Raw genomic sequence first — 13,253 nt, forward strand, 5'->3', positions numbered from 1 at the left:
TTATTCAACCGGCTTGATCTTGCCCAGCGGGATGAAGCCGAGCGAGGCCTTGCCCTTGACCACCTTCAGCGGCATGGACGGTTCGTTGCCGAGCATCGCCAAAGCGCCAAAGCCCTGTTCGATCTGGCTTTTCTGCTCGGGGATGGCGGTGCCGAGGATTGCCGCCACGGCCTTCGGATCCTTCAGCCTGATCATCAGATCGGCATCGATCAGGCCGTCGGCATCGACCGACAGCGGTCCGGAAACCGTAACGCGCGCCGTCCCCGATGACAGGTCGAGGTTGCGGATCTCGATCTTCTGGCCGCGCAGGCTCTGCACGTGGGTGCCGATCAGCGCAATGCCGTTCTTCAACGTGGCGTCACCGCTGGCATCGAGGGGCGGCAGGACGCGCCCGCCGATTGCGTCGGGGTTGATCTCGAGATCGCCAAAGCTGCCGAGATAGTCGATATCGCCGCTGTTCGGCTGCAACTGGCCGGCCGCCTTGCCGGCGCTGAACAACTGCACCGGATCGGTGTCGTCGGCCGGGTCGGTCTGGCCTGACAGGCCCTCGGCCTGCAGCGAGATCCGTCGTGGCAGCGGCCATGACAGTTTGACCTTGGCTTGCAGATTGTCCCAGTCGATCCACAGCGGCACCATGCCCGGGACCGAGGTCCTGAGCGGACCACGCAGATCGGCGACCGGCGACAAGGGTTGGGTGATCTGGGCGACGGCATTGAAACTGCCGGCCGAGGCGGCGATGTTCCTGGCATCGTCCTCATAAGCGAGGTTGTCGCAAGAGATGACAAAGCTCAGGGGGTAGCCGCTGACCTGGAGATTGGCGCAGCCGGCCTCGACGCCACTCTTGTTGAGCGTGGCAACTGCCTTGTCGGCCTCGCTTCTGACCCGGTCCGCCAGATAGAACCAGCCGCCGCTGTAGATGGCGAACAGTATGACGATGAACGCCGCAAGCCACCACAGGCGGCGACGGTTACTCGGTTGGCGTTCGTCACTTGACGTCATGCTTTGGCTCTCATTAACGCATGGGTATTGGTGGACGGAGCTTCGATTCCGACAACAATAGGTAGACAGAGACGGGCGGAAAAAACACCGATTCGGTGCGGTGTTGGCATCTTTTGCAATCAGGCGCGGCGATATGGGCGATTTTTGGGTGTTTGGCTATGGTTCGCTGATCTGGCGGCCGGGTTTCGCGCATGTCGAGACACAGCGCGCCCGCCTGCACGGCTACCGGCGCTCGCTTTGCGTCTACTCCTTCGTGCATCGCGGCACGCGTGAACGGCCGGGGCTGGTGCTCGGCCTCGACCATGGCGGCTCCTGCGTTGGCCTGGCGTTCCGGGTTCCCGGCGAATTGCGCGCCGAGGTGATCGCCTATTTGCGCGAGCGCGAGCTGGTCACCAACGTCTATCTCGAGCGCACGCTCAAGATTCGCCTCAGCGGTGGCGGGATGGTCGAGGCGGTGGCATACATCGTCGACCGTGGGCATGAGCAGTATGCCGGTGCACTGGACGCAGCGCATGCGGCGGCCGTGGTGCGCGGCGCGGTGGGCCAATCCGGTAACAACGAGGACTATGTGTTCAGCACGCTGGAACACCTCGAGGCGCTGGGCATTCGCGACCACTGGCTCGAGGATGTCGCCAGGCGGGTCGCGCCTTTGTGAAGCGCTGGATCTGCGGAAAAGGCGGCCAGGCCTTTGACCTCGATGAGGCAAGACCTAGGTTAGGTCCCGAAGCTGGGCGGCCATCCGCCCGTCCAATCATCACGGAGATCCGTCTTGCAGAAACGCCGTCTCGGTCGTACCGACCTTTCCATCGCGCCGCTGGTTCTGGGGGGCAATGTCTTCGGCTGGACCGCCGACGAGAAAACCTCTTTCGATCTGCTCGACCGCTTTGTCGGCGCCGGCCTCAATGCCGTCGATACGGCCGACGCCTATTCGCGCTGGGTGCCCGGTAACAAGGGCGGCGAATCGGAAACGATCATCGGCAAGTGGATGAAGGACCGCGGCAACCGCGACAAGGTCATCGTGGTCACCAAGGTCGGTTCGGATATGGGGCAAGGCCACAAGGACCTGTCCGCCGCCTATATCGAAAAGGCGGTCGACGCGTCGCTGAAGCGGCTGCAGACCGACGTCATCGACCTCTATCTCTCGCACTGGCCGGATCCGGCTACCCCCTATGAGGAAACCCTTGGCGCCTACGAGAAGCTGCTCGCCAAGGGCAAGATCCGCTATGCCGGCTGTTCAAACCTCGATGCCGGGCAGTTGCGCGCGGCGCTCGACGTGGCGAGCCTGCGCGGCCTGCCGCGCTACGAGGTGCTGCAGCCGGAATACAATCTCTACGATCGCTCTTCCTTCGATGGGCCGTTGCGCGATCTGTGCGTGGCCGAGGAGATCGGCGTCATCACCTATTTCAGCCTGGCCAAGGGTTTTCTGAGCGGCAAATACCGCAGCGAGGCCGATCTTGGCCAAAGCGAGCGCGGCGGCGGGGTTAAAGACTACCTCAATGCGCGCGGCATGCGCATCCTCGCCGCACTGGATGCGGTATCGGCCAGGCATTTGGCCAAGCCGGCGGAAGTGGCGCTTGCCTGGGTTATCGCGCGGCCAGGTGTCACCGCGCCGATCGCCAGTGCCACCAAGCCCAGTCAGATGGACAGTCTGATCAAGGCGGCGTCGTTGAAGCTGACGGCCGATGACATGGCCGAACTCGACAAGGCGAGTGGCTGAGGTTTCGGCGAGCGCCACGCGCACGAACGTCCAAGACGACCCTCCTGTCTTGCCATAGCGTCCTGCGCTCGTGGCAAGACAGAGGGTGCAATGACTGAGCCGCTTCTCTCGCAACCGGAGTTCTGGCGACCGCTGCTCGCTCTGGTGCTGGCCGCCACTGTGGTCATGGGCAGTCCGGGTCCGGCAACGATAAGCGTTACCGCTGTTGGCGCGGCCTTCGGCCTGCGCGATTCGCTACGCTATACCTGCGGGATCGTTCTTGGCACGGCCGCGGTCTTGCTCGTTGTGGCGACCGGGATCGTGGCGATGCTCGGGTCGATGCCGATGCTGGCGCCGATGCTGGTTGTCGCGTCCGCTGCCTACATCCTCTATCTCGCCTTCAAGATCGCTACGGCACCGCCCTTGGCGGTGCGCGCGGCCGAGGCTGCGCGCCCGACATGGCTGGCCGGGTTTCTGCTGGCGGTCGCCAACCCCAAAGCCTATGTGGCGATCGCCGCTGTCTTTGCCGGAGCCTCTTCGAACCAGGGCGGAGCTGAGCTTGGCCCATGGCTGAAGCTGACGGTTCTGGCAGGGATGATCGTTGTCATCCACGCAGTGTGGCTTCTCGCCGGCGCGGTGTTCGCGCGCTTCCTGCGCAAGCCTGTCACTTCCCGGATCATCAACCTGGTTTTTGCCGCGACGCTGGTGCTGACCACGGTGCTGGCTGTTTACGGCTGATTGCCCGGCCGAGGGCCTTCACGGCTTCGCGCCGAGCTCCCGCAGCCGCTTCACCGCCGTTGGCGGCAGGGCAGGCGGGTTTGGGGCGCCGGATGCCTCGATGAGGAACTGGTCGCAGGCAGCCTCGGTCTCACCGATCAGCCGCGCCATGAATTCATCCTTGCTCAGGCCAGGCGGGATCGGCGGCAGGAAGCGCGCCTTGATGGTGCCGGGATAGCGCAGGAATTTGCGACGCGGCCAGTAGAGGCCGGCGACATGGGCTACCGGCACCACCGGGACGCCAAGCTGCGCATAGATTTCGACGATGCCGTATTTGTAGGCCGGCTCGTCGCCCGGCGCCCGGCGCGTGCCCTCGGGATAGATGATCAGCTGGCGCGGATTGCGCGCCATCTCTTCCTTGGTCGCGGCAACCACCGCCTTCAGCGCCTTGGAACGGCTGCCGCGGTCGACCGGGATCATGCGCATCTTCATGATGTACCAGCCGAAGAACGGGATCCAGGTCAGTTCCCGCTTGAGGATGTAGAGCGGATCCTGGAGGAAGGGGAAGAAGGCAATCGCGTCCCAGAACGACTGGTGCTTGGGCGCCAGGATGAAGGAGCCTTCAGGCAGGTTTTCCTGGCCGGTGATGTCGTTCTTCGTGCCGGCGATCTTGTCATAGAGCCACATCGAGGTGCGCGACCAGAATTTCGGCACGAACCAGGCGCGGTGACGGGGTGACAGGAAATAGTAGGGGGTCCAGAGGATCATCTGGACGATCAGATTGACGTAGAAGACGAAATTGAACGCCAGCGATCTGACATAGAGCATGGGGGAGGTCCGGTGAGGAGGTGTGCGTTGGTTACACCAAGCGCGGGCAAAAAGGAAACAGGGCGATACGGCTCATTCTACCAGCTTGCTTGCGCCAGACGTTCCCTCAGGCGTGGCGCCGCGAAATCGAGGAACGCGCGCAGTTTCACCGGCAGCCGGCCCTGGCCGGTGTGCACCCCTGACTGTAGAACGGCGACGATCTGGTCGGAAAGCACTCGCGTCATACCCCACGTCGGCAACCCCAGCATCGATCGGCTGACGCTCGCAAGCGGAATGCCCGAGCGGCTTGCGGCGGAAAGGCTGCCGGCCTCCACCGTCGCGGCGGCCCATCACTTCTTCCGGAAAATGGAATGGTTGATTGCAAATATGACGTCTACATCCATCAAATGGAAAGGTGCATATAACGCCGGCGTGTCGCTCTGAACACCTGGACCAACTCTATCAATGAGGTTGCCGGCACCGAAATCGATTTTCTGGTTATTTCTGTCCGCGATGCTGCCTGAATCCGGAGCGGGTCAGCGTTATTCTCCGGTCTCCACTTATTCATCGCAGAGGAGTTGCCATGTCCCAAGCCCGCCCACCGCTTCCGCCTTTCACCGCCGAAACCGCCGCGCAGAAAGCCCGCATGGCCGAGGATGCCTGGAATTCCCGCGACCCGGCACGCGTCGCGCTCGCCTACACGACAGACAGCCGCTGGCGCAATCGCGCTGAATTCCTGCAGGGGCGCGATGCCATCCAGGCCTTTCTGACACGGAAATGGAGCCGCGAGCTCGATTACCGGCTGATCAAGGAGGTCTGGGCCTTTCACGGCAACCGCATCGCCGTGCGGTTCGCCTATGAATGGCGCGACGACAGTGGTTCATGGTTCCGCAGCTATGGCAACGAGAACTGGGAATTCGACGAACATGGCCTGATGCGCCTGCGCATCGCCAGCATCAACGACCTGCCGATCGGCGCGGCCGACCGCAAATATCACTGGCCGCTCGGCCGCCGGCCGGATGACCACCCGTCGCTGTCGGAGCTCGGGCTTTAGCACCTTTCCCTAAGGAGGCTTTCGATGAACGCGCATGCTTTCACCAGCGACGTCGCCTTCACGCCGACCGTCAAGGCGATCCAGGCCCGCAAGGGCTCACGTCAGTCCTATGCCCGGGTCGAGGAGCGTGGCGGCTGGCAAGCTGATATCACGCCAGACCTTGCCGCCTTCATCGAGATGCAGACCAGCGTGTTCCTGTCGACGGCCAATGGCGATGGCCAGCCCTACATCCAGCATCGTGGCGGCCCTGCCGGCTTCCTCAAGGTGCTGGATGACCACACGATCGGCTTCGCCGATTTTTCCGGCAACAGGCAGTTCATCACCCAGGGCAATCTGGCCGACAATCCGCGAGCCTTCCTGTTCCTGATCGATTACGCCCACCGCCAGCGCATCAAGATCTGGGGCTCCGCGCGGGTCGTGGAAGGCGACGCTGAACTGATGGCAAGGCTGATGCCGCGGGATTACAAGGCGCGCCCGGAGCAGGTCATCCTGTTCACGGTTTCGGCCTGGGACGCCAATTGCCCACAGCACATTCCGCAACGGTTCGAGGCCGCCGATGTGGCGGCGGCACTTGCCGAGCGGGATCGGCGCATCGAACAGCTTGAACAGGAAATCGTGCGCCTTCGAGGCGCCTCGAAGGTCGGCGCCGGGGAATGAAACGGGTTTAGCCGCCGGCCGCTGTCTCGGCCAGCGCGATGCCGTCGGGTGTTGGCTTGACCGGCACGATACCCCGCGCCAGCGCCAGCAGATACTTGTTGTACTCGGTGAACAGCACGCGTAGCGCCCGTGGCTTGGTCAGCCAGCCGCCATTGTCGAGGTTGGAATTCACCACCGGATAGGGCTCGAGCTTGGCGCCATGCAGCAGCCGGCGCATTTCCAGCAGGCTGCGAGGCATATGATAATTGTTGGTGACGAGGATCACCGTGCCATAGGCATGGCTTTCAATCCATTTGGCGCTTTCCTCGGCATTGCCGATCGTGTCGAGCGCGGCGCGGTCGATATCGACGCAGCAGGAAAACAGCCTCTTGTCGCCGCCGGTCGCGGCCTGAAGCTGGCGGCGGCTGGCCGAGGGATGCACGCCGCTGATCAAGAGCCGCTCGCCTTTTCCGGACGCCAGCAGATCCATCGCCGCATCGAGGCGTGACTGACCACCGGTCAACACGATGATTGCATCGGCCTTGGCCGGGTTGGCGGGCGTCGTCAGATGGCTGACCTTGTTGGCGAACCAACCGAAACCGCCGGCAAACAATGTCGCGAGCACCAGCAGGGACAGGGCGGAAATGCGCAGGACAGTCTTCAAACGGCCGGCCTTGCCGTGGTCGTGCAAACAAGCAACCACTGGCATCTGTCCAGCCGTCCCGGTCGAATCCCGCGCGTCCATCTCCATATGGTTAACCCCGAAATGCGGCCTTTGGTAGGTAAAAGACGCACTTTGCGTTACGCCAATTCTCCATCCGTGATCACCCGAGCTTTTTCCATGTCGTCAGCCTGCATCCGGTTGCCGGACGTCGATGTCGCTGAGATAGGCGACGACGGTGGCGTGCGAGGTTGCCGCCGTCAGCGCGCCGATCACCAGCACCATCAGCACGACACCGAGATAACCTGCCGAACCGATGGCGAAATTGCCGAACAGGGCGGCTGCCTGGTCGGCCTGCGGTGTCGCGATGTTGCGCGACGACCACCAGGAAAAGACGATGAAGACAAGCACGGCCGCCGCCCCACCGGCGGTGGCGCCCTTCATGCCGGTGACCAGGAAATGCCGGCGGAATTCGCGCGCGATGAAGCGCGCCTCGGCGCCGACGAAATGCAGCACCTCGATGATGTGGCCATTGCCGGCCATGGCGCCGCGCGTTGCGAACACCACGGTCAGCACCGTCGCCGACAGCATCAGCGCCAGAACGGCGATGCCGATGGTCACCGTGGTGCGGGCCATGGCCACCAGCCGGTCGACCCAGGTGCGGTGATCGTCAAGCGACGCGCTCGGCAGTTTCGGCGTGATCGCGGCGCGCATGGCGGCGAAATCTGGCGGGCTGTTCTCGTCGATGGTGACGATGATCAGGCGCGGTACTGGTAGCTCGTCGATGTTGAGGCCGGAACCCAGCCAGGGTTCCAGCAGCCTTGCCGTCGCCTCGCGGTCGATGATTCGGGTCGCCTTCACGCCGGGAAACTCGCCGGCGATCTGCGAGGCCTGGGCAAGGGCCGCCTCCATGTCGAGGCCATCGGCCGGTTTGATCTGGATCGTCGCCTCGCGCGAGATCTGGTTCTCCCAGACCGAGGCGGTGTCGCGCACCAGCGTCACCGCGCCAAAAGTCAGGCAGGACAGGAAGGTCATGATGGCAATGACCAGCACCAGCGCTCGCCCGGCGATGTTCTGCGCCGGCACGATAGGCGCCATCTTGCGCTGGGCACGCGGTCTTGCCACGGCCGCTTCGGCGTCGTGGTCGTCAAGATGTTCGGCGGACAGCTCAGTCATAGATGTCCAGCCTTCCGCCAGCCAGGATCATGCGGCGTGCGTCGACCTGCTCCATCAGGCCGAGGTCGTGGGTCGCGATCACCACCGCCGTGCCGAGGCGGTTCAACTCGATGAACAGCCGCAGCAGGCGTCGCGCCAGCGGCGGATCGACGTTTCCGGTTGGCTCGTCGGCCAGCAGGATCTCCGGCTGTTCGATCAGCGCACGGGCGATCGCGGCGCGCTGTTTCTCGCCGCCGGACAGGACCGGCGGCAGCACATGCATGCGCTCGCCAAGGCCAACCCATTTCAACAGCTCGGTGACATCGGTGCGATAGCTTGCTTCCTCGCGCCCGCGCACGCGCAGCGGCAGCGCGACATTCTCGTAGGTGGTCATGTGGTCGAGCAAGCGAAAATCCTGGAACACCACGCCGATGCGACGCCGCAGATGCGGCAGTTCGCTTCGCGAGATGCGCGAGCGGTCCTTGCCGAAGATGGTGATCAGCCCGCGCGTCGGCTTCAGCGACATGAACAGCAGACGCAGCAAGGTCGTCTTGCCGGCGCCCGAAGGTCCGCTCAGGAACTGAAAGGAGCGCTCCGGGATGTGCAGGGAGATGTCGCGGAGGATTTCCGGACCCATGCCATAGCGGAGGCCGACATTTTCGAAGCGAATCACTTTCGACGACCTGAAATTTCTAGAGCATGATGCCGAAAAGTGTGAGGCGGTTTTCAGACGACATCATGCTCTATCTCTTAGTTTAGAGGCGGATTCAGATTTCAGGTCGATTTGACCTGAAATCATCCGGCTCTGGCGGCGGCAAGCCAGCCTGCTCTGGGAAAAGACCATCGGCCGGCATGGTTAACCGTCGGTTAATTCCTGGGCTCTTTCGGCTCGTCACGAGGGCTCCGGTGGGGAAGCGTTAACCATTTGCGTTTACGCAAAAGAAACGAAAAGCGAACACGTGCTGCAATGCTGGGGCCATGATGGCTGAGGATCGAACCGCGCGCCCGGTTTCCGGCGAAATCATGACCGATCCGCCGGCAAATGCCGTCGCGGACCGGATCATGCGCGGATCGGCGGCCGATATCATCGACGCCGACTATGAGGTGATGCCACGCCTTGTCCCTGCCGCTGAAAGCGCATCGCCACCGCCGCGGGCGATCATTCCGCCGTCCATCGAGGGCATGGACATGCTGCGCAAGCCCGAGGCCCCGGCTGAGCGGCCGCCGGCCGCGCGCGGCGGACCGATCTTCTGGATCGCCGGCATCGGCGCCGCCCTTGCCGCTTTCTGGGTCTCCGGCGGGCATGCGCTGGTGCGCCAGGCGCCGTTCCTGTCTGGAGGGCAAGTGTCCGCGCTGACCATTTCGGGGGTCACGTCACGCGTCGACGCCTCGGGGCCGAACCCCGTACTATTCGTCGACGGCGAGGCCGCCAATGACGGAACGAAACCGGCGCTGCTGCCGCCGCTCGAAATCCGGGTGACCGGCAATGACGGACGCTTGACCCGCTATACGTTGGGGACATCCGGCCGTTCGCTGGCATCGGGCGAAAGATTCGGCTTTGCCAGCCGCCTCGACGTGCCTAAGAACGGCGTAAGGACTGTATTGGTCACCTTCGCCCAATAGCATGTGTCGATATTCAGGTGAGGCCGGCCTGCAAACGGCGGTTCCCTGCGCTTCCGGTGCCCACGTACTTTAAGTACGCTCCGCTCCGGTTCTCGGAAACCGCCGTTCTCGGCTTGGCTGACCTGAATCTCACACACGCAGGGCGTGAAGGCGTCTTGGGTAAAAATCTTGAGGGGGCGAAAAATGCCAGTTGTACGCGGCAAGGACATCGAAGTCCTGTTCTCAGCATCGGCGATCGCACGCCGCAATCTCGAACTCGCCAAGGAGATCGCAGAGCATGACTATCACGACCTGCTAGTGATTTCGGTGCTGAAGGGCTCGTTCATCTTTGCCGCCGATCTCATCCGCGCCATGCATGATGTCGGCCTGTCGCCGGAGGTCGAGTTCATCTTCATCTCCAGCTACGGCGCCGGCACCACCAGCGGTGAGGTGAGGGTGCTGCGCGATATCGACAATGAGGTTGCCGGCCGTGACGTGCTGCTCATCGACGACATCCTCGAATCGGGAAAGACGCTGAGCTTCACCCGCGACCTGATGCTGTCGCGCGGCGCGAAAAGCTGTTCCATCGCCGTGCTGCTCGACAAGCGCATGCGCCGCCAGACCGCGCTCACCGCCGACTATGTCGGCTTCGACTGTCCCGATTATTTCGTCGTCGGCTACGGCATGGACGTTGCCCATGCCTTTCGCGAACTGCCGTTTGTCGGTGTCGTCAAAGGTGACGTCTGAGCGACTTCCAAAAAGGCTCGTCGACCCGCCGCGCCTTCAGGAAAAGTCAACTTTTCGCCGCCAAAAATGCCGGCCATGGCAAAGCTTCTGATCGTAGAGGACGATGAGTCCGTCCGCACTCTCGCAGCCCGCGCGCTCGAACGCGCCGGGCACACAATCGATATCGCCGCGGACGGCGCGCAAGGGCTTTCGCTGATCCAGGCCGCGCATGGCCGCTACGATCTCGTCGTCTCCGACATCCGCATGCCGGAGATGGACGGCATCGAGATGGCGATTGCGGCGGCAGCGCTGTTCCCGTCGATGAAGATCATGCTGATGACCGGCTATGCCGACCAGCGCGAGCGTGCCGAGGAGTTGAACGGCATCATCCTCGATGTCGTGCAAAAGCCTTTTACACTCGCCGAAATCCGCGCTCGGGTTGAAAAAGCGATCGCCTGCTTCGCTTAGGGCATGCTCGCGCATCCAGGTCGGCGGTGTCTTCGATCCGGACGGGGCGCTAACCACGTCGCCGCAAAAAAACCGGACCACGTGACAATCTATCTTCGCATCCCCTAATATGCTCTGGGGCAGATTGGGGTGGGCGGCATGACGCGGCAGCGTCGCAAGGTGGAATCGACGGGCGAGCAGCCTGCAATGGCGGGAATTCCGGTATCGCCGCCGCCGCGACCACGCCGTCTGCACGAGCGATTTTCGCTTGCCGGTTTCGACACGTGGTCGACGACAGTCCGCAGCATCTTCCTGAATGCGCTCTTCTTGGTCGCGGTCATCATTGTCTTCCCGGTGCTGGTGAGCCAATTTCGCCGTGACGAGGTGGTCATCGAGCCGGTCGCCGTGCCGGACGCGCTTGCCAAGGAAGGGTTGACCGCCGATGTCGCTGCAAGCCGTGTTTGGGACGGCCTGCAGGACGTCACAGCCAAGGCCAAGACCAGCAAGGCAAGCATAAGTGCCATCCCACAGTCTCGCCGCGTCGAGTTTTCCTTCCCCGATTCCGGCTTCTCGATCGAATCGCTGATCTTTCACGTGCGCCGGCTGTTCAACGCCTATGAGACGCGCATTTCGGGAGAATTCGTCTGTTCCGACAGCGAGTGCGCCCGCGCGGGCCTGCGCTTGCGGCTGAGGGTCGTGCGCGACGCGGTCGAGATCATTGATCTGCCAGCGATCGGCGACCAGGCCGAGCGGCAATATTTCACCGATGCGGCCTCCAGCATCATGGCAAGCCTTGATCCGTTTATCGCCATCGCGGCTGATGCCGAAAAAGAGCCGCTGCGGGCGACCACATTGGCGCGGCGGCTGATCCGCTCGCACCACAAGGATGCGAAATGGGCCTACAATCTCGTCGGCCTCATCCGCTACAACGCCAATGACTTGCCGGCGGCGATCGAGGACTTTCGGGCTGCCATAGCGCTCGATGCCGGTTTTTTGCCGGCGCGCCTCAATCTGGGGAATGTTCTGCGCGTCTCCGGCGACCTCGATGGGGCGCAGGCGGAGTTCAACGAGGTGCATGGCCGCGACACGAACAACGCCCTTGCCATCGAAGGCTTCTCCGACATAGCGACGGCCCGCAAACAGCCCGACGAGGCGATAAAGTTCCTGGTCGAGGCGGCGGATCTCGATCCGGAAAATCCACGCTACTATGCCAAGGCCGGCAAGATCGAACTCGATCGCGCCCACAAGGAGCAAGGCGTCAGCCTGCTGCGCCGTTCGCTGGAACTCGATCCCGGCTATCTCGTTGCCTTCGCCTATCTGGCTTCCATGTATATCGGCGATGGCAACTACGAAGAGGCGGAAAAGGTTTTCCGCGACGCCGCCGACTATTCGCCGTCAAATGCCGAGGCCCAGGCGCAGGATGCCAATCTGCTCGCCTTGTTGCATAAATGGGATGCCGCTGCCGAGCGATATGACCGCGCCAAGACCATCGAGCCTGGCAACGCCGCGTATTGGCTGGAATATGCCCGTTGCCTGCAGGCGCTAGGCAAGCAGAAAGAGGCGTTGAAGGCGCTGGACGCAGCCGTGAAACTGGCGCCGGACAAGGCCGAAATCTACAGCGCGCTCGGCGACAGCTATCGCGACGCCAACCGCAAACCCGATGCGATCGCTGCCTACAAGAAGTTTCTCGAACTGGACAAGACGAACTCGCCCACTCGCCCTATCATTCAGCGCTTCATCGAAATTCTCTCCGGCTGATCAACCGGCTTCACGCGGTGTCTCTGGTTACGGCCAGCACCGGCGCGGCGCCCTTGCGCGGTTCCGTGCTCAGCGCCAGCAGTCCGGCGCCGATGATGAGGGCGGCACCGATTACGGTCGTCGATCGCGGTACCTCGGCGAAGAACAGGAAACCCCACAGCGGCGACCACAGGATGCCGGTGTATTCGAAGGTGGCAACGCGATTGGCCGGCGCCATCCGGTAGGCCTGCGACAACAGGATCATGCCGGCGGAGGCGACGAAGCCGCAGGCCGCCATCTTGAGAAAATCCGGCAGCGTCGGCCACAGCCACGGCCGCACCAGGAATTCCAGGCTCGGATGGACGGCGTGGGTTATGCCGGCAAGGTGAAACGCGCTGGCAACCACGGCAGCGCCGACCAGATAGGCGCCGTTCTGATAGAAGGCCATGACGGTGGACGATTCGGTATCGCCGATCTTGCGCGCCATCAGCTGCGAGAAACCGTAGAGCGCCGCCGAGCCCAGTGACAGCAGCGCCGCCCAGTCGAACAGTCCGGCGCCGGGGCGCAACATCACGACGACGCCGAGCAGTCCGATCAGCACGGTCGCCAGCGTCCGCCAGGAGACGCGCTCGCCAAGATACGGTCCGGCAAGCGCCATGATGAACAGCGGCGCCATGAAATAGAGCGCCACCGCGTCGGCCAGCGGCAAGGCGGCGATGGCCAGATAGTAGACCGTGTAGGAGGTGAACTGGATGAAGGCGCGCATCGTCAGCAGGCCGAACCGCCGCGACAGGATTGCATGCAGCCCGACATCGGCGTGGACGAGAAGGATCAGGATCGGCAAGGCGACGATCGAGCGGATCGCCATCACTTCGGTCACCGGATAGCCGCTCGACACGGCCTTGACGAGCGGATCCTGCAGCGAGAACACCAGCACGCCCAGGCACAGGCTCAGGATGCCGAGCACCATCCGATTCCGCATGAGGATCCAGGCTCCAGTACCAGGGCCGCAAGCG

The 13,253-nt window shown here is 63.1% G+C and carries 16 protein-coding genes; 9 read left to right on the plus strand and 7 right to left on the minus strand.

All coding sequences use genetic code 11. The annotated features are described in order from the left end of the window. On the minus strand, positions 1 to 999 hold the full coding sequence (locus tag AC56QP_RS22350; RefSeq protein ID WP_497101018.1) for a DUF2125 domain-containing protein: 999 nt from the start codon (positions 997 to 999) through the stop codon (positions 1 to 3). 133 nt (positions 1,000 to 1,132) lie between these two features. Between AC56QP_RS22350 and AC56QP_RS22355 the strand changes: the two genes are divergently transcribed. The 3 genes from AC56QP_RS22355 to AC56QP_RS22365 all read left to right on the plus strand — a co-directional run bounded on the left by AC56QP_RS22355 (position 1,133) and on the right by AC56QP_RS22365 (position 3,433). Then, positions 1,133 to 1,654: a gamma-glutamylcyclotransferase gene (locus tag AC56QP_RS22355; RefSeq protein ID WP_489858018.1), complete on the plus strand. Its 522-nt coding sequence runs from the start codon at positions 1,133 to 1,135 to the stop codon at positions 1,652 to 1,654. A gap of 114 nt (positions 1,655 to 1,768) precedes the next feature. Continuing rightward, complete coding sequence (locus tag AC56QP_RS22360; protein ID WP_489858017.1) at positions 1,769 to 2,716, plus strand: aldo/keto reductase; 948 nt, start codon at positions 1,769 to 1,771, stop codon at positions 2,714 to 2,716. A gap of 90 nt (positions 2,717 to 2,806) precedes the next feature. Beyond that, positions 2,807 to 3,433: a LysE family translocator gene (locus AC56QP_RS22365; protein ID WP_489858016.1), complete on the plus strand. Its 627-nt coding sequence runs from the start codon at positions 2,807 to 2,809 to the stop codon at positions 3,431 to 3,433. Between the two features lie 18 nt (positions 3,434 to 3,451). On the opposite strand, the gene AC56QP_RS22370 is transcribed toward AC56QP_RS22365, so the two are convergent. Continuing rightward, a complete protein-coding gene (locus tag AC56QP_RS22370) occupies positions 3,452 to 4,240 on the minus strand; it encodes a lysophospholipid acyltransferase family protein (RefSeq protein WP_489858015.1) in 789 nt (262 codons plus the stop codon). Between the two features lie 77 nt (positions 4,241 to 4,317). Then, on the minus strand, positions 4,318 to 4,464 hold the full coding sequence (locus tag AC56QP_RS22375) for a hypothetical protein (protein WP_489858014.1): 147 nt from the start codon (positions 4,462 to 4,464) through the stop codon (positions 4,318 to 4,320). A gap of 338 nt (positions 4,465 to 4,802) precedes the next feature. Here AC56QP_RS22375 and AC56QP_RS22380 point away from each other — a divergent pair, with 338 nt between their 5' ends. Both AC56QP_RS22380 and AC56QP_RS22385 read left to right on the plus strand, forming a co-directional pair. After that, the gene (locus tag AC56QP_RS22380) at positions 4,803 to 5,273 is read left to right on the plus strand and encodes a nuclear transport factor 2 family protein (RefSeq protein ID WP_489858013.1); all 471 of its coding nucleotides are present in this window, start codon (positions 4,803 to 4,805) and stop codon (positions 5,271 to 5,273) included. Positions 5,274 to 5,297: 24 nt separating this feature from the next. Then, complete coding sequence (locus tag AC56QP_RS22385; RefSeq protein WP_489858012.1) at positions 5,298 to 5,930, plus strand: pyridoxamine 5'-phosphate oxidase family protein; 633 nt, start codon at positions 5,298 to 5,300, stop codon at positions 5,928 to 5,930. A gap of 7 nt (positions 5,931 to 5,937) precedes the next feature. Here AC56QP_RS22385 and AC56QP_RS22390 read toward each other — a convergent pair whose 3' ends face one another. The 3 genes from AC56QP_RS22390 to ftsE form a co-directional block, all read right to left on the minus strand. Continuing rightward, entirely contained in the window at positions 5,938 to 6,660 is a 723-nt protein-coding gene (locus AC56QP_RS22390) for a YdcF family protein (protein WP_489858011.1), read from the minus strand. 96 nt (positions 6,661 to 6,756) lie between these two features. Continuing rightward, entirely contained in the window at positions 6,757 to 7,746 is a 990-nt protein-coding gene (locus AC56QP_RS22395; protein ID WP_489858010.1) for a cell division protein FtsX, read from the minus strand. Further along, entirely contained in the window at positions 7,739 to 8,398 is a 660-nt protein-coding gene (gene ftsE, locus AC56QP_RS22400; RefSeq protein WP_023757234.1) for a cell division ATP-binding protein FtsE, read from the minus strand. The genes AC56QP_RS22395 and ftsE overlap by 8 nt, the downstream gene beginning before the upstream one ends. A gap of 305 nt (positions 8,399 to 8,703) precedes the next feature. On the opposite strand from ftsE, the gene AC56QP_RS22405 reads away from it, so the two are divergent. The 4 genes from AC56QP_RS22405 to AC56QP_RS22420 all read left to right on the plus strand — a co-directional run bounded on the left by AC56QP_RS22405 (position 8,704) and on the right by AC56QP_RS22420 (position 12,258). Continuing rightward, positions 8,704 to 9,348, plus strand: coding sequence for a hypothetical protein (locus tag AC56QP_RS22405; RefSeq protein ID WP_489858009.1), 645 nt, complete (start codon positions 8,704 to 8,706; stop codon positions 9,346 to 9,348). A 183-nt stretch (positions 9,349 to 9,531) separates the two neighbouring features. Continuing rightward, entirely contained in the window at positions 9,532 to 10,074 is a 543-nt protein-coding gene (gene hpt, locus AC56QP_RS22410) for a hypoxanthine phosphoribosyltransferase (protein ID WP_489858008.1), read from the plus strand. A 75-nt stretch (positions 10,075 to 10,149) separates the two neighbouring features. Continuing rightward, the gene (locus tag AC56QP_RS22415; protein ID WP_489858007.1) at positions 10,150 to 10,521 is read left to right on the plus strand and encodes a response regulator; all 372 of its coding nucleotides are present in this window, start codon (positions 10,150 to 10,152) and stop codon (positions 10,519 to 10,521) included. A gap of 138 nt (positions 10,522 to 10,659) precedes the next feature. Further along, the gene (locus tag AC56QP_RS22420; protein WP_489858006.1) at positions 10,660 to 12,258 is read left to right on the plus strand and encodes a tetratricopeptide repeat protein; all 1,599 of its coding nucleotides are present in this window, start codon (positions 10,660 to 10,662) and stop codon (positions 12,256 to 12,258) included. 10 nt (positions 12,259 to 12,268) lie between these two features. Here the strand turns inward: AC56QP_RS22420 and AC56QP_RS22425 are convergent, their stop codons facing one another. Further along, positions 12,269 to 13,219: a DMT family transporter gene (locus AC56QP_RS22425; RefSeq protein ID WP_489858005.1), complete on the minus strand. Its 951-nt coding sequence runs from the start codon at positions 13,217 to 13,219 to the stop codon at positions 12,269 to 12,271. Positions 13,220 to 13,253 lie beyond the last annotated feature (34 nt).

This window comes from Mesorhizobium sp. RCAM 05104 (assembly GCF_059683645.1).